The following is a 17361-nucleotide window of genomic DNA, read 5'->3' on the forward strand; positions in this document are numbered from 1 at the left end:
ACAGCGCCCGTCAGAATGTCTATGGCGGGCGCGGGCGGCTGGCAGGCTTATGGGCGGCTTTAATAACAGTTATACTTGTAAGGCTGCTGACCTTTTGAGGAGACTTAAGGCAATGAGACTTACCTATCTTTACCACAGCGGATTCTGGCTTGAGACTGACAGCTGCCACATTGTTATTGACTTTTTCCGTGACGGTTATGACTGTAAGCCTGAGGAGCGTCGCAAGGGCGGCGTAGCACGTGCCATTGGATCAATAGGCACTGACAGCCTGGTGTGCTGTGATGAAATGGAAAATCTTGAGGGCCTGAAGGTATCCCCGGCTGACTGCAAATCCCCAGGAGTACTCGCTCGCATGCTGCTCAATCCGGGCAAGCCGCTTTACATAATGTGTACTCATTTCCACAAGGATCATTTCCTGCCTTTTGTAATGAAGATTTATGAGTATGCCCTGCAGCGCCGTGCCGAGGATGCCTCATATCCTGAGGTCAGACTGGTCTTTTCCCGCGATATCAGACGTTCACGCAAGAAGTCCTGCGGCGTTCATATTGATGCCATTAACTTCATTGCCAAAGGCGAGACTTATGAAGATGAGCTGTTGAAGGTAGATGCCTACGGCTCTACTGATGTGGGCTCATCCTTTGGCATAACAGTCAAGGACAACGGCTTTCACTTTTTCCATGCCGGAGACTTCAACTACTGGCACTGGCAGGAGGAGAGTTCAGATAAGGAAGTTCAAGAGGCTCACGAGTTCTTCCGTAGCGAGCTTGACTTTATTGCTCAGCGTGTTACCGGCTTTGATGCCATTTTATTCCCTGTTGATCCGCGCATGCAGACCAACATCAGTGCCGGTGCCCAGGAGTTTTTCAACAGCATCCCTTATCAGCTGCTTGTGCCTGTGCATGTGATTGAAAAGCCTGACTTTACCTGCAGTGATCTGCAGAACAATGAGCTTTTTGCCACCTGGGAAATGCAAAGAGGTCCATGTAACGAAGACTGCGCCCGCCCATTAATGCTCGCTGGCGCTCAGGATGCAAAGAGCGTAATAAGACGTATCTGGCTGCCTGAAAATGCCGGTGACAGCTGCTGCATTGATTTGCAGTCCTGACAGCTGAGCAGACCGCTTCATGGCCTGACGGCCCTGCAGTGCCCTGCAGCCGCATGGCCTGACGGCCCTGCAGCTGCCGCTGCTGCAGGCAGTGACAGCTGGCGTACAGGCGGCAAGGGCTGCGAGGGCTGGGCGCCATGGCGCTCACGGCGGTCCGGGATAAGGTATTGGGCCTGGGGTTTGTCCGGGCAGGGGCCGGGCCAAAATTTGATGTTTTGCCCGGGTAAGTCATATAGAATACATATAAGCCATTCCCATCTGAAAGGACCAGGCTTGACGCCATCATCTTATGGCTATTTTCTGCATACATTACCCCAGGAGGCAGCAGATGCAGGTAACAGCACGTTTTGATCACTTCAACATCAATGTTCTGGATCTCGACCGTTCCATCGCTTTTTACAAGGAAGCCTTAAACCTCAAGGAAGTCCGCCGCAAGGAGGCTCAGGACGGCTCTTTTATCCTTGTATACCTTGGTGACGGCCAGACCGGTTTTACCATTGAGCTTACCTGGCTGCGTGACCGTCAGGAGCCATATGAGCTGGGCGATAACGAAAGCCACATCTGCGTACGCGTCAAGGAAGATTACGACCAGGTTCGCGAGTTCCACCGTCAGATGGGCTGCATCTGCTATGAAAATCATGAAATGGGCCTGTACTTCATCCACGATCCTGATGACTACTGGATTGAGGTATTAAAGGAGAAGTATTAATACTTCTGTCTCAGGTTCAGATCCTGAGATAACCTTCTGACGGGGGCGGGCTCTTGCCCGCCCCTTAATTGTCTGTGCCACTGTCAGTAATAAGAGTTCAGTCAAAAGCCATGCTCAAGACCCGCACCATATGGAAACCAAAGCCAACAGCTTACTTTGCGGCTGCTCCAGCTGCAGAGGAACTGCCTGCTGAAAATTCCGATCATGCAGCTGCTCTGGCAGCTGAGCTTAATACTCAGGGCGGTACTGACGGGCAGGCAGGTGCTGCTGCGCCCGCCCCTGAGCAGGCTGCAGCTCAGGGCACTGCCGTGCAGGGCGCTGCTGTCCCTGAGCCTGCTGCTCCTGATGCTGCCACCCTTGCAGGTATTGCTCAGGGCTTTGAGACTATCAGGAGCATGCTGGTGACTGAAAACTCCAACAGTGAGCGCCAGCGTCATGAGCTGGAAAATGACATCAAGGCCACCCGCGATGCCACAGTAGAGCTCGAAAGGGAAATTTACGAGCTCAGGACCAATCCTCCTCAGTCTCCAGCTGCCACATCTCCGGCACCAGCCCAGCCTCCTGCTGCGACTGCACCTGCGGCTGCTGCACAGGCTGCTGCCGCTGAACAGGCTGCTGCCGCTGCGCCTCATACTCAGTCTGCCCAGGCAGCCACTGAGGCTGACAGTACTGCCAGGACAGGGCACGATCCTCAGGCTCAGGCGGCTGCAGCACCTGAAGCTGTGCCGGCTAATATGCCTCACAGTGCAGCGCCCGCCCCTGATGCCCGCCAGTCACAGACACACAGCCAGCCTCAGGCACAGCCATACCCTCAGCAGCAACAGCAGCCTCCTGCTACTGCTCCGGCACAGGCTGTAAGTGGCCCTTATGGCCAGGCTCACTCTGCAGGCGCTTCTGCTCAGGGCTCAAATGCCCGCAGAGGTGGCGGCGCAGCTGGACGCGGTGCCCAGCAAAACAGCAGTCAGGGATGGCAGGGCCAGGGGGGACAGCACAGCAAGGGTGGATATCAGGGCAGTGCACCTGGTGGCTGGCAGCAAAACCAGGCTCAGGGCAAGGCACAGCAGGACCAGAATTACATAGGCCAGCAGCCTGCGCAGACCGGGGCTCAGAATATGTCTCAGCAACAGGCCATGCAGTCCCCTCAGGCTATGGGTGGAATGCACCGGGCTGCCGGCAGTACAGCCATGCAGGCTAATGCTGCTGCCATGCCTCCACAGGCGGGCATGCAGGGGGCTGCCGGTATTCAGGGAGCCTCAGGTATGCAGGGCGCGGCCGGTATGCAGCCTCAGTCTGCCATGAATCCGGCTGCAGCTCAGATGCCTGGTCAGGGTCAGTTTAATCAGCAAGGTGCTCAGTACTGGAATCCTCAGCAGGGCGCATGGCCTCAGCAGGCTCAAATGCCTCCACAGTATCAGCAGTATCCGGGCGGCATGTATCAGGGCCAGCCGGGCATGTACCCATGGGGCATGCCAGGACAGCTGCCACAGGCTGTATATAATCCTCAGACCGGTATGTGGCAGCAGGCTGTCATGCCAGGTATGATGCCGCCTCAGGCAATGAATCCTGCCATGATGGCTCCAGGTATGCAGATGCAGCCAGGTATGCCCCAGACCATGGCCCCGGGCGGCTATATGCCTCCAGGTCAGATGCCTCAGCCAGCCATGGGCTGGCAGGGCGGCTGGCCTCAGCAGCCGCAGCCTCAGGCTGCAGCTGCCGGCATGATGCCGGGTATGATGCCTTATGGTCAGGGTATGAGCCCGCAGCCGGGCATGGCTCAGATGCCGCAGATGCAGTCTCAGATGCCCGCACAGATGCAGCCTCCTCAGGCTCAGGGACTGCCAAATGTTGCCATGGCAGGGGCCAATGGTGCTTCCATGAGTGGCAGAACAGCAGGATCATCTGCCTATCAGAACTTTAACTGGGGTGGTCAGCTGGTTACCACAGAGGGTAATCCTTTTGTCATCATGCCTGACGGCTCCCGACGCTTTGTCAGAAAGGACGCTCACGTGTTCTATGAGGCTGCAGATGATGTCCCTTATCTGAACAATATGGTGTCCTTCCTCAAGTCAAAGGGTCTTATTACCGCCCTGTATGATGAAAGACATCTGTACTATCCGGACGATATTGTTCTGACAAGGCATATGCCAGCTCCTGCATACGGTATAAGTCATATCATGACAGCCGACAGGAAGCTTACCTGGGAGTTCCTGCGCAGCAATCTGCTGCTCAAGGGCATACAGCTGTAAGTCTGCAGGGGCTGTATCTGCATACAGGCATTGGTTTTCACTTTATGATTTGTGTTTGTGATGCTTTATAAAACATTAAATAAAGAGCATCCGGGCAGGTGGTTATCATGGGTTCACGACGTCACGCGCTTAAGGAAAAGCTCAGTGTTGCAGTAATTGAAAAGCCTGATCCGCATACAGTCGAACAGATGATGCAGGTGGAGATAAGTGCCCACAGCGATCCCTGGACTTATGACTCCCTTATGGAGTGCTTTACAGATAACTGCCGCAATATCGGTCTGTATCTGAACAGTGAGCTTATTGGCTTTTGTACTGTATGTATTCTTTTTGATGAGGCCGAGATCTACACCATTGGCATTCTCAAAAAATATCAGGGGCTTGGATTTGGCCACAAGCTGCTGCTGCGCAGCCTGCAGATATGCCGGGAGCTGGGCGCAGAGCGCTGCTTTCTGGAGGTCAGGGTATCCAATGCCGTGGCTCTTTATCTTTATGATTTCTATGGCTTTGCCATTACTGGTACCAGAAAGAATTACTACAGCGCCACCTCAGAGCATCCGGCTGAAGATGCCTATACCATGTGCTGTGATTTGACCACCATCAGTATGGACAATCCTTTTGCATATCAGGACAGCAACCAGTCCAATGCTCAGGACAGTGACCCGTCCACTGCCCAGCACAGTGACCATGATGCAGAACAGTAAACATGCCGCAGCAAAGGACATTTACCTGGCTGCAGCACAGGACAGTGACCTGTCCGATGAGCAGCACAGTTGCCCAGATGCAGAACAGTAAACATGACGCTGTCAAAGGACAGTGACCAGGCCGCAGCAAGGGGCAGCGGTACGTTCTGTTACGGGGCCATAACTTAATGTTGCAGCCGGGCTTTGGCATCATGAAGTATCTTTTTCATAATGCTCATGGCTGCAGAACGTAAAAAAGGGGCACAGATAAGGTCATGGACCTGGTCTGTGCCCCTTTGCGTACAGTAAGAGATGCTAAGGAGTATTAATCTGTACAGTCTTCTCAGAGCTGACTGTAAGTTCCTGAAGATAAGGGCTTACAGGAACAGCCCGCCCAGAGCCAGAGCTGTGTAAAAAACGAAGATAACCAGCACACTCATGATAAAGGGCCTGACGCGCCACTGGAGCAGATAATCGGTAATACGGGCCAGACGCTCAATATGTTCTTCACGGGACTGAGCAAGGGGCCAGTAGTGGCGGGGAATGTCTTCACGGCCATAGACAGGGGCGTTAAACAGTACGGGATCGTCAGGGTTTTCGCGGTAGCGCTCCAGACACTGATCGACATCGAGATTGGTGATCAGAGGATTGTAGTAGCGCTGGGTAAGCTGGGTTTTAAGATTCATAGCGGTATTCCTTATCTCACGTCTGTATCACTGGCTTTATCTCGATACCATACAGGGATCTGACCTCACTGCCTCTGCCATAAGCCAGCTCTTGAGCTCTATGGCAACCTGGCTTAGAGGGCCGGGCTGTAACAGCCCGGACACAGCCACATGGGTATGCAAACTCTTAAATTGGGGTAACTGTGGTCACGCCACTTATCGGCGGCAGTCAGGCAGGGCTGGGACTGTGGCCAGGCCGCCTGCTGGCTGCAGGCGCCGGTCACTGTGCTCTGCAGGCACAGACAGATGCCTTGTCATGTGGCCGGTGCCTGCCGGGACGCTGCCGCATATGACATGGGGCGCGGGCGCCTGGCATTTATCTGTATGCTGCCGTGTAGTCGAGCAGCAGGCGGCTTACTGTGGCTGGCAGGTCATTTAAGTTTTCTACTGTGACCATGTCAGGGAAGATTTGACGGGCCTGCTGTTTAAACTCCTCGGTGGTTTTGAGAATGCCGGTACACAGTACCTGCACTCCCCGGGCGCGGGCGGTATTAAGAGCATGGACGGCTGCGGCACTGTCATCAGGCAGACCATCGGTAATGAGCAGGATGACACGCCGGCGCGCATCACGGCGCAGCAGGCTGTGCATGGCATACATGATGGCCTGTGCTGTAGGGGTACCAAGGCGGGGCAGCTGAAAGAAGAAGCGCTCCACGGCATTGATATCCTCATCGGCTCTTTTGACATTAAGGCAGCTGCTGCCTTCAAACGGTCCTGGAAAGAAGGTAGCCTCACAGCTGGTGCCCTCGGTGCGCGACAGAGCACGTGCCAGGGCAAGGGCGGCCTGACATGCCATAAAGCCGGCTGAATCAGGGCAGACAAATTTCATGGTCGGTGGTCCTTTCTGACCTTCACGCATGGACAGTGAGATGTCCACCAGCAGATGCACGCTCAGATCATGGCCAAATACCTCCTGATCGGCCCTGAAGATACGCTGCTCACCAAGAGGCATGAACTGGGCTCTTCTGACATTGAGGTCACTGCCATGGCGGCTGGCTCCTTTGTGAGTGCCGGTAAGAGACTCTATGGCGCTGCTCAGAGCCGGTACCAGAGACTGCTCGATGGTGGCGGCACTGTTTACAAGGTACTGCTGGGCTTTTTGTATGTCCTGCATCAGTCCTGAGTGCAGACCATGATTGTTAAGCTGAGGATTGTTCATTACCTGCCAGTCAATCACTCTGACCACAGAGCTGCCCAGAGCGCGCATTCTGTCGATATTGGCCATCAGCTCAAGTCTCAGGTCATAGCGCAGATTCTTAAGATCCCTGATGACATCAGCATCGCTTTCAGAGGTAAAGGTCTGGCCCTTAAAGGCCGTGCTGTTACGTACGGCACCGGCAGGGCCGCCTGAGGCGGATCCTGATGGCCGGCCACGCCCACTTTGTGGTGCACAACGCCCGGCTCCATTACCTCCTCCTGCATATGTGCCTGCCGGGGCGGATCGGCCTGAGACGGTGCGTCCGAGAAATTCACTGCGGGTATCTGCAAGACGGTAGATTACGTAGTAGTACTCACGCAGGGCGTCAGCAAAGCTGTTTTCAAGGCGCGGATCGCGCATGTTAAACAGCGGTCTCTGTTTCTGGGACAGCTCCATATGAGCAAGCTGCAGCTCCCATGGCAGCAGCTGACGCAGAGCTGAGGTCATGCGAGTGTGGCGCTGCCACTCGGTATAGACCATACTCTCAGGCTCTATGTAGACAGGATGGCGCAGACCTGTAAGAGGGTCATAGGCTTCAGGGTTAATATAAGAGCGTCCTGATGATGGTTTGGTAAAGAGTTCACTGAGATAAAAACCACGGTATACCAGAGGCTGACGGCGGCCTTCATAAAGCGCGCGGGCGCTGCGGTTGCGCTCCATGGCATTGTGGTCGGCGTATTCGTAACTGTTAATGGCGCTGAAGTGATCGCGGGCAACGGCACAGGCTACAGGATAGCGGCCAGGTGATGCTCCGCTGCCGGATGCCGCAGCTGCTACTGCGACTTTGTCTGCAACGCCGGCACTGGCAGCGTCAGCTGCCGGGGCGTCGGCACGCTGCAGACCGCAGCTGAGCATGACGCGGCGGGCAACGAGGGTGCGCTCGTAATAGTATTTGTAGTAGATATTGCCCCTGCGGTCGCGACAGTACATGGCCGGATCACTTATAAGATCGGGGTCGAGTATGTCGCGGCTGTACAGACCATACTCGCCCAGCACTGCTGCGCTGCGGCGGTAGCGGGCATGGCGTCTTACCTCATAGGTGCGGTCCATAAGAGAGCGGCGGTGCTGTGGCAGGGATGACAGATCAAGATTGCCATCAAAGCTGCTCCACCCCAGACAGTCAATTTCCTTTTGGCCCTGGTCATACTGAAAGACAGGCAGGCATATGCCCTCATCGCGGATACGACGGCTGTTTTCAATCATGGTCGGAGTCATGATGCGGGCTTTGACTATCTTGCTCAGGTCATCGTAGTTGGTAAAGGCACGTCTGTTGATGTCATCAAGCTCCTCGCGGCTGCGGGCCTCAGGCAGTACATCTTCGGCGGCTATTTTCATATGCCGTGACATGCCGGCCTGCCAGGAGCGCATGCCGTTGAGCAGCTGTACCGGTGCTCCGGCCGTGCTCAAATCAAGCACAGGGGCAAGGTGCAGACGGTCATAAGGGCGGCTTGCCATCTCCATGCTCAGACGGGCAATGAGCTCCAGTGACGGGCAGACGGCCCTGAGCTTTAAGGAGCCGGTAAGATAGCTCACGTCCACAAGGTCACGATCGCCACACAGTTCAAGAAAGCGCTCATGAGGTATGGCCATAAAGGATTTGAGATCCTCAAGGCGCCCGGGGGCAGCAGCATTGAGAGCCTCATCCTCGTGATCGCGCAGAAAGCGGCTCATGGTAATCAGGGCCTGACAGAGCTCCTGCCAGCTGCACAGAGGGCCGGTAAAGGCGTTATGACGCAGATCAAGGGGGCGCAGATGACAGTCAAGATGATCAGTGCTTTCACATACCTGAATGATATTGCAGTACTGCTCGTCACTAAGACCGGGCATGGCCTCACGGGCTTTTTGCTGATCCCCCTCAGTGCCATGCAGAGCTGTGCTCATCAGGCGGTTGATACGGGTATGGAGCTCAGGGATATCAGGGCGGGCCAGAGGGCCGGCATAAAGATAGGGACTTGAGAAATCCTCAGGATCACGGCTGTCACCTTCACTGCGCTCCAGGATCTCAAGCTGACCGCTGACAAAGCGCTCCTGAAAGGACAAAGGCAGGGTATGGTTACTGCTGCCACGAACGGTATAGTCCTGAACACACTCAAGAGCACGGTACTCAGGGCCCACAGCCAGGGTCTCAGGATGAACATCAGGGCCCTCATCAATGAAGGTGCCGTGCTCAACGGCAGCACGCCTTGCGCCGCCGCCATCTGCTGCACTGCCTGCAGCCCCGGCTGCAGCTCCTGCAGCCGCTGTCGCACCAGAGGCAGCCGGCGCAAGGGCAGCGCCTGCACCTGTGGCCCAGCTGGCAGTGCCGTCGGCACCAGAGGCCGCCCTGGCGGTATCCGGGGTAAAAACTTTATCTGTTCGGGAAACCTCCCCGGCCGGCTGCTCAGACAGCGCGGCCGGAATATCAGGCATGGTATGAAGATCTTTTAATATGGCCTGGGTGAGCTTTTGCTGCAGGACGGGCATGTCTCCGTGGACGCAGCGCTCAAGGCGCTCTTTTAACAGTGCTGGAGCCGGCTTTTTGAGGGGCCTGTCGATATCGGCGGTACGGGCCAGCCAGCGCGCCTCAGTTAAATTGCCTGCTGCCATGGTGGACAGGGCCGTGGCATCTTCAAGCTGCTGAGCGCTGAAGCGGGCAGCCATGAGCGTGTCATTGAGATTGCCACTGGCAAAAAACTCAGGGAGAAAAGGGGAGAGAAAATCAGGAATAAAACCGTTATTGACCTCGTTTTCATCAAGAGAAAGTCCCATGCGGCTGATGACGCTCTGACATGATTCAACCTGCAGGTGAACAGGGGCAGGGCATAAAACCGGGGCCTTGAATTCCTGGCCGAATAATTCGGCCAGGCGACGGTAGTTTTCAAGATCAAACTGGCTGCACAGCTGACAACGCAAAGCCATGCGCGAAAAATCGGGAACAAAGAAGTACTCAGAGCCAAGTAGAGCGTAGATACGGCGGCTCAGGGCAATCACATCGCTGATGTCCTTACAGGCAGGTACTTCTCTTATTAATTCGTTAAGGTCATAAAGGCCCTGCTGGCTGACAAGACAGGTAAGCTCACGGTAAAAGCGCCAGGCAAGGGAACCAGAGCCGGGGTAGTCCATGACAAGATGACTTGCTCGGGTGTGGATATAGGCCTTGATGATATTGAGCTTGGGACAGGCCGGGGCATTGTCCACCATGGGCTCAAGACGGCTGTAAATAGTCTCGTTAACCCAGGCAAGGTTTTCATAAGCGCCCATGTAATCACGGCACATCAGGCTTTCAATGCGAGTGTCCTCAAGTATGTTGACCAGCTCCTTTAACAGCGCACCACTGACTCCGGTAAAAGCACGAAAATCGCTGTATTTGATATGGGCAGCCTCATGAACCAGCAGGCCGTAGATCATGCGCTCCTGCTCGACATTTTCAAGAGAGATACGAGGCAGAATGATGGTGTCACTGGTGCTGTAGGCACCACTGCCCTCAAAGACCACTTTGATGCCAAAGCGACGGGCAAAAGTGGCGGCCACCTCTTCAATGGTCTGACGTGCTGAGAGTGATCCCATGGCTGTTATCCTGTTATCTGTCTGATGATGCCGGCACTGAAGCGGCCTGCGCAGCTGCTGCTGCGTCCTGCCTGCGCGGCAGGCTGCTGCGTTCTGCAGCAGCGACCTGGTTGCGCGGCCGGCTGCTGCGCTCTGCAGCAGCGAACTGGTTGCGCAGCTGCTGGCTGTGCCTGCCACATGCTGCTCTGAGCATGTGCGTTACTGTTGTCTTAAAGGGCCGGGCGTCAGCCCGGCTGCACAGCGCCACAGCCGTGGCACTGTGCCCTGCCCGGGCCATCTGGGCCTGCAGGCAGTCTGCAGCCGTGCTGCGCCCCAAAAGCTCACAGAGAGAGGCTGCAGCGGGCTGCGTGAAATTAAAAATGCCGGTCGAGGTGATGTTTGCTGTGCTGGCCGGCCGGCATATCGGCCTGTGCTTTGACTGGTAATCCTTTATCTGTCTGATTCTTTGAGTGCAAGGGAAGCGCTCTGATGCCTGGCGATAGTGTGTAAGCCAGTCTGACTTGTTGCGGTCCTGTGTCAGGGCTCTGTCTGTTTGTCAGTAGTGCTGATTCCGGTTCAACCTTTGTGAGTTTTCAGGCTGCGGTTTAATTCCGGGTACAGGGGCAGCACTGCGCTGTGGCCTGCTCAGGGCTGACACTGTCCCTGCAGATGGAGACTCGTCAGTGCTGGTGCTCTTATCTGCCGGTACCTGATAGCGATGCAGACATTTACCGCCGGGTACCAGGACATGTGACCTGAGTGACAGCTCTGAGCTCATCTGACTGACGGTTTAATTCAGATGACTGCCAGTGGCTGCTGTGCTGCTCCTGTGGCTACATGATAAAAAGACGAAAAAGGCCCTCTTGCTGCAAACATGAGGGCCGGGGGCCATTTTTTGTGAAATCATGGAAATATGTGAGCCCCATCACAAAATTTTGCCAGTCATATCCAGACAAAATAAAATGACAAAAGGCTTTAACAGGCAGTAATTGAATTTTTATGTGAGATCTGTCGCAAAACGATATATGTAACGAAAAAAGCCCGATCACCCCATGAAACACCCCAGAAATTCCCATCATTCACAGGGCAAAAATGCGCAGGCTCACACTTTCACAGAAAACGCCCTCCCAGGCTCTCACATTTTTCACAGAGCATTTTACAGAGCACCTGAACAGTGCAAACAGAGGGTTCGGTAATGGGGGTATGGTGCTGCCCGGAAAGGAGCTGTTAATGGCCCAATAAAGGATAAGGAAAGGCAGATAAGGCAGAAAAGCACATGGCTGGTCTTTTGCGCCTTAGCTGCGGGCGCGGGCGCATCAGGGCACAAGTGCAATGGTGGAAAGGCAAAGGCGTGAAAAGTTAAACCTGAGGCCTATGGCAGTACTGTAGACGTGGCTTTCATGCTTAAGGCAGAGGATCGCCGGGGCGGGCGCTGCCAGCGCCAGTAAGGCCGGCTCAGCCGGAAATGCTCAGCCGGGCCCGGCGGTCAGACCTGCCCGGCCGGGCAGGTTCAGCCCGGCCGAACCTGGCCTTGCCGGCCTGGTTTTTGGGGCTGGTTTGAGGGCTGGTGTGAGGGCGGTGTGAAGGTTTATGTGAGGGCTGGTTTTTGGGGCTGATGTGAGGGCTGATGAGAGGGGCTTTGTGCACTGAAAGGCCGGTGCTGGCAGGGATGGCCTTAGTGTCAGGGGAGCGGCTTTCAGTTGTGATAAAATCAGCCCCACGGACGGCGCCTTATCCGGGCGCTGCCTGACAGTGAAAGTGTTACTGTCAGGGACAGGCCGTGCTGGTCCTGGTACACAGTGCCTGAGTAGATTTTCCAAGAGACAGTGGTCGGGCTATGGACGCTCCATTTAAACCTAACAAGCGTTTCTCCTATAAAGAACAGGTGTCGCGATCGATCTCCTGGGGTCATTACTTTATCTTTCTTAATATCCTGCTCAGCTGCTTTCTGGGTACAGGATATGTCTATTCAGCTCCACCGGCACCAGACTTTTTAAGTTTTGTCTATCTCATCATTACCTGCCTGGGCCACATGTCATTTCTGACTGTAGTGGTCTTTCTGGTCATATTCTTCCCGCTTTCCTTCATTGGCAATTTTCGCTGGTACCGCGTACTGTCGGTAGTGCTGGCTGTTATCTGGCATACCCTCCTGCTCTTTGACATCAAGATCTATCTGATGGTCAAGGTGCATCTGAGCTTTACGGCCCTTAATCTCATTGTCCGTGAGCTTGATTTTGATACCGGCCTTAATTACAACTTCCTCTTTATTGCCGTGCCTCTGGTGCTGGCCATTGAAGCTGTCTTTGCCAAAATCACTACCCATTCGCTTTACCGCGCCCACCATCCTTATCTGGTGCGCTCGGTGCTGGCCGTAATCGGTGTGTGCTTTATCAGCTCCCATGTCATGCACATCTGGGCCGATGCCGCCCGCTATGAGCGTATTACATTGCTGCGCTCAACCTTCCCTGTGCATTACCCTATGACGGCCAAGTCCTTTTTGAGCAGCCATGGCTGGCTGTCTGAAGAGGAGTTAAGCCGCGAGCAGAGCCTGCGCTCAGAGTACATTCATTATCCGCTCAGCCCGTTAACCATTGACAGCTCAGCCACGCCGCGCAATCTCATTGTCATCGCCATCAACAGGTTCTCAAGCTCCCATCTAACCCATGAGCTCACTCCGTCTTTAAGCGCTCTTGAGGAAAAGGCCCATAACTTTGATGAGCACTATCTGCTCTATTCAGACGAGGGCGATAATGTCTTTTCCATGAATTTCGGCCTGCCTTTGCAGTATCGCAGCGCCATGATTTCAAGCCGCCTGCTGCCGGTAACGGCCGATGAAATGTTCCGTCAGGATTATGTGCGTCGCCTGATGGTCTCATCAGGCGCCACCCTGGGCCATCACGGCAGTGCTGCCACTGCCACCGCCAGATCCTCTGGCGCTCAGGGCAGCGCAGGCGCCGCCGGCAGTGCCCCGGGCGCCCCGGGTGCCTCTGGCAGCAGTAAGGATAGTCAGCTTGATACCTATCTGCGTGAGCTGCTCAATAATTCAGGTCTGCGCAGCCCGCAGCTGAGCGTCTCAGGCAATGCCCGTGATCTCATGATCAATGCCCTGCATCAGATTGAAAGCTACCGCTCCAGTGAGCAGCGTCCTTTTGCCATTAATCTGGTGATTAACGATTTGCGCAGCTCGGAAGATGCCTCCCTTGAGTGCAGCCAGGTCCGTACGGCCGGAAAAGCTGCCGCCACCGGCGCAGGCGCCAGGGCAGGCGCCGCAGCTGCAGGCGAAGCAGATGCTCAGGGCGATGGCGGTGCTGATCGTGATGATTTGCTGTCCGCGCGCTTTGATCAGGCCGTCTGTGCCCTGCCGGCCCGGGCCACTGAGGAGAGCTCAGGCGTGACTGCCGATGCTGACACTCAGGCTGTTATCACCTATGAGCACAATCTGCGCTATGTTGATGCCCTGATCGGCCTGTTTATGCAGGAGCTGAACAAATCAGGTCTCATGGACAATACCATGGTGATTATTACCTCAACTGAGGGCAATGATCTGCTCCGTCAGGATACCCGCCGCTATGATCGCCAGGTTCAGCATGTGCCATTGCTGGTATTCTGGCCGGATGGAGGCAAGCAGGGCCGCCACAGCGAAGTGCTCAGCTCCCCTGTCGATATCTTTGCCACTGTAGCAAGTGAGGTGGTCAATATCACCACGGCTCAGGGCAATTACACGCTCGGTGCCCAGCTGCGTACCCTTTCAGGCCGCGACCATCTGCTGGTTGACGGCTCAGATTATCTGATGCTTATTGGACGTGATGATACCGTTATCTACTCTCAGGACGGTGAATCCTATGTCGAGCGTCACAGTGAACGCGTGCAGGTAAGACCTAATCTTGAGAACCTCATTGAGGCCACACGCGATCTCAATCGTTTCCTGCGCTGATATTCAGTCAGGAGAACAAGGAATTTACACTTATGTACCTTACTCAGGAAAATTTTGAACAGACTTTCATGTCCTCAAAGGACAAGCCTGTTTTCTGCTTTTTCTACGATGCTGATCCCAGCTGCGATGCTGCCCGTAATGCCATTACCACAGCCATTTCTGACAGTAATGAGTATGTAACCCTGGCCATGTGCGATATCCAGGATCCTATGGTAAATGTGCTGGGCGGCCGTATGGGCCTGCGCACTCTGCCTACCCTGGTAGTAATCGACAATGGTCAGCCGGCTGCCATTTTGGAGGGCGACGGCATTATTGACGGCCTGCAGGAAACTCTCAATCAGTTCATGCCAGGCGAGGGCGACATGCTCATGCGCGCTGCTCTGGCCTCTGAGGCTGAGGGTGATCTCAACAATGCCGTAGCCAAAGCAGCTGAGGCTTTTGCTCTTGATGAGAGCAATCTGAGCTGGCGCTTTATCTACGCCCGTCTGCTCATTGCCGCCTTAAACACTGCCAAGGCCCACGAGCTTCTTGATAACCTTGGCCGTGAGGAAAAGCAAAGCCCTGAGTATCAGCAGCTCATGTCCGCTCTGGACCTTGCCGAGCAGGCTCAGAACAGCCCTGAGATGGTCGAGCTCAAGGAAAAGTATGAGCAGGATCAGTCAGCTGAAAACACTGTGGCCTATGCCGTGGCTCTGTCAGCTGCCGGCAAGAAGGAAGAGGCCCTGTCCATTTTATTTGCCTTCCTGAAAAAGGATCTGGGCAATGAGGACGTCAAGAAGACCTTCCTTGATATCCTGGCTACCATGGATGGTGATCCAAATCAGAGTCTCTACCGCCGCAGGCTCTACACCCTCATGTACTGATGGTGCCACGCGCCACGCGCGGCAGCGTGCAGCGCAGCCATACTGCCCGTGGCGCTGCAGCAGCACAGCTGCCATGGCAACAAAAAAGGCCGTCCCTTACAGGACGGCCTTTTTTGATGCCCGTAAGGCCAGAGAGCACAGTATGCACTCTGGCCGGTATCAGGTCAGATGCGTTCACCCTTGTGGTTGACGGGCTCGGCATTTGGCCACTTGACAATGAGGGTTTTGATAAAGGTGGCCAGAGGAATGGCAAAGAACACGCCCCAGAAGCCCCAGAGATTACCAAATATCAAAATGGCAGCCAGAATGGAGAAGGCATCGAGATTCATGGCTTTGGAGAAGAGCATAGGGGTAAGCACATTGCTGTCGAGCAGCTGAATGACTGTATATACGACCAGAACCCAGATTAGATCGGTGCTGAAGCCAAACTGGAAGATAGCTACCATGACCACAGGAATGGCAATGATCACCGCTCCTACATAAGGAATAACCACAGACAGACCTACGCCAACCCCAAGGAGCAGAGCATAGTTAACATCAAGCAGCATGAAAGCCAGCGTGTTGGCAATGGCAATGATGATGATGTGCAGGAGCTTGCCTCTGATATATCCACCTATCTGACGGTGTATGCTCGGCCAGAACTTGCGCATCAGCACCTGGTTGTTAGGCAGAATGAAGGTCAGGGCCCTGATCTGCAGCTGCTCTTTGTTATAGAGCATAAGGAAGGTGAAGATAGGGACAATAATGGCATAGACCAGCCAGGTAAAGGCATTGACCACTGATGGCATAAGCTGGGTGCGCATCAGATCAGCCATTTTGTTGGTGGCAGCCATGCGGGCATTGCGTACGCTCTCTTCAATCAGGCTCTGAGTGAGCATGCCTGGCAGGGGATCAGGCAGATTGAGCACCACATCATGCAGCTCCTTGGCAAGACGGGCATCAAAGTCAGTTACAGAGAGGGTAAATTCGTTTTCATTGCTGCTGAAATTAAATTGCTCACCTGATCCGTTGATGAGGGTAATCTGATAGCTGTCGTTATCGCCATTGTGACTGACGGCACTGACCTCACCATGATCAGATCCCAGCATACCCTTGCTGCCATCACGGCGGGCCAGCTCAATTTCAGCTGCTGCAAGTGCAGCACTGGCTACGGCCTGAGCCATTTTTTCCTTGCTCTGGGGATCAGTCCCATGACCCTCGGCACCAGGTCCAGTGATATAGACAATGGTAGTCTCGTTCTTGCGGCCATGATCACGGGCGCTGAACATGGCCGGGCCATCAAGGGCAGCCTCAGCGCCCACACCGGCTCCAGCTCCGGCACCGGCGCTTGAGCCGTTCTGCTCTGACAGTGCCTGGACACCCTCAGGAGACAGATTACGGTCAGAGCCATCGCTGAGCACGCTGCCTGAGCCCGTGGTGCCGTCGCCGGCACCGGCACCAGTTGTGCCACCGGCAGCGGCGTCACCGGCTGCCCCACTGGCAGCAGCCCTTTTCCCTGTTGCAGTGCCCGCACCTCCTGCTGTGGCTACATGGGCAAAGGCCTCGGCGGCTGAGCCAAGGGCGCTGGAGCCGCTGCGGTAACCGGCAGCTGCGCTGATGCCGGCCTCATTTGAAGCCGATGAGTCCTTAAGAGCGGAGCTATCGAGGCTGTGCCCCTGAGGGCTGTGAGCGCCAGCACCACCGGCGCCAGCACCACCGGCAGCGTCATCCTGACCTGCCTGAGCGCCGCCGCTCAGACTTTCAGGGGGAGACTGGGGCAGTTTGTCTGCAGAGGAATCATCAGTACTGAAAGAAACTACGGAATTGTAAAATTCGGCGCCCTGTTTGATGACATTAGGCACCAGCAGCAAGGTGGCTGATACCAGCAAAGAGCTGAATACAAACATGACTATGGTGGCGCCTATCTTGCGGGAAATGGCAAAGCGGCGCTTCATGTACTCGACAGGCCAGTCAAGGCAGAAGGCAAGACAAAGGGCTACGACAATAGGGCCTACCAGCCACATGAAGTAGTAGACGATGATAAAGGAGCCGGTGAGCACCAGAGCAAACTCAATGGTGCCAGGCTGGGAGAAGTGGCGCTCATACCAGCGCCTGAGCAGAGTGAACATGTTGGGGGTGGAGCCTTTTGTGGCACTGGGAAAAAACAGCTCAGTGCAGTTATGCGCACTGATAAACGGCGGGCCGGCCGCACTATTTTCCCGGAACGGAATTTTTTCTCAATTACAGATGTTAGTCTATATCAGCCGTCTCGTGATTAACAGATACCAGCCTCCCAAAGTGAAGATAAATTAACCATCACCACGGGCCCCGCCACAGCACAGACACAGGCGGCCACACCAGGCCTGCACCAGTGTCCTCCAGGTGCAGCCCGGCAAC

Annotated in this window: 9 protein-coding genes; 6 read left to right on the plus strand and 3 right to left on the minus strand. The window is 55.1% G+C overall.

Annotated features, from left to right (window positions below):
• The first annotated feature begins 112 nt into the window (after window positions 1-112).
• The 4 genes from MXE39_RS04170 to rimI all read left to right on the plus strand — a co-directional run bounded on the left by MXE39_RS04170 (window position 113) and on the right by rimI (window position 4761).
• Window positions 113-1105: a hypothetical protein gene (locus tag MXE39_RS04170; RefSeq protein ID WP_246977504.1), complete on the plus strand. Its 993-nt coding sequence runs from the start codon at window positions 113-115 to the stop codon at window positions 1103-1105.
• A gap of 328 nt (window positions 1106-1433) precedes the next feature.
• On the plus strand, window positions 1434-1814 hold the full coding sequence (locus tag MXE39_RS04175) for a VOC family protein (protein ID WP_246977503.1): 381 nt from the start codon (window positions 1434-1436) through the stop codon (window positions 1812-1814).
• 74 nt (window positions 1815-1888) lie between these two features.
• Window positions 1889-4060 carry a hypothetical protein gene (locus MXE39_RS04180; RefSeq protein WP_247073807.1) on the plus strand — a complete coding sequence of 724 codons (2172 nt, stop codon included), beginning with the start codon at window positions 1889-1891 and terminating at the stop codon, window positions 4058-4060.
• Between the two features lie 107 nt (window positions 4061-4167).
• Window positions 4168-4761 (plus strand): ribosomal protein S18-alanine N-acetyltransferase, encoded by a 594-nt coding sequence (gene rimI / locus MXE39_RS04185; RefSeq protein WP_246977501.1) that lies wholly within the window; start codon window positions 4168-4170, stop codon window positions 4759-4761.
• A gap of 356 nt (window positions 4762-5117) precedes the next feature.
• Here the strand turns inward: rimI and MXE39_RS04190 are convergent, their stop codons facing one another.
• Both MXE39_RS04190 and MXE39_RS04195 read right to left on the minus strand, forming a co-directional pair.
• On the minus strand, window positions 5118-5426 hold the full coding sequence (locus MXE39_RS04190) for a hypothetical protein (protein ID WP_246977500.1): 309 nt from the start codon (window positions 5424-5426) through the stop codon (window positions 5118-5120).
• A 355-nt stretch (window positions 5427-5781) separates the two neighbouring features.
• Window positions 5782-10209: a hypothetical protein gene (locus MXE39_RS04195; protein ID WP_246977499.1), complete on the minus strand. Its 4428-nt coding sequence runs from the start codon at window positions 10207-10209 to the stop codon at window positions 5782-5784.
• 1816 nt (window positions 10210-12025) lie between these two features.
• On the opposite strand from MXE39_RS04195, the gene MXE39_RS04200 reads away from it, so the two are divergent.
• A complete protein-coding gene (locus MXE39_RS04200) occupies window positions 12026-14122 on the plus strand; it encodes a DUF3413 domain-containing protein (protein WP_246977498.1) in 2097 nt (698 codons plus the stop codon).
• Between the two features lie 32 nt (window positions 14123-14154).
• Complete coding sequence (locus MXE39_RS04205; protein ID WP_246977497.1) at window positions 14155-14985, plus strand: tetratricopeptide repeat protein; 831 nt, start codon at window positions 14155-14157, stop codon at window positions 14983-14985.
• Between the two features lie 164 nt (window positions 14986-15149).
• On the opposite strand, the gene MXE39_RS04210 is transcribed toward MXE39_RS04205, so the two are convergent.
• The gene (locus MXE39_RS04210) at window positions 15150-17093 is read right to left on the minus strand and encodes an AI-2E family transporter (RefSeq protein WP_246977496.1); all 1944 of its coding nucleotides are present in this window, start codon (window positions 17091-17093) and stop codon (window positions 15150-15152) included.
• Window positions 17094-17361: the final 268 nt, after the last annotated feature.

The organism is Anaerobiospirillum sp. NML120511 (assembly GCF_023050955.1).
Classification (GTDB): Bacteria; Pseudomonadota; Gammaproteobacteria; order Enterobacterales; family Succinivibrionaceae; genus Anaerobiospirillum.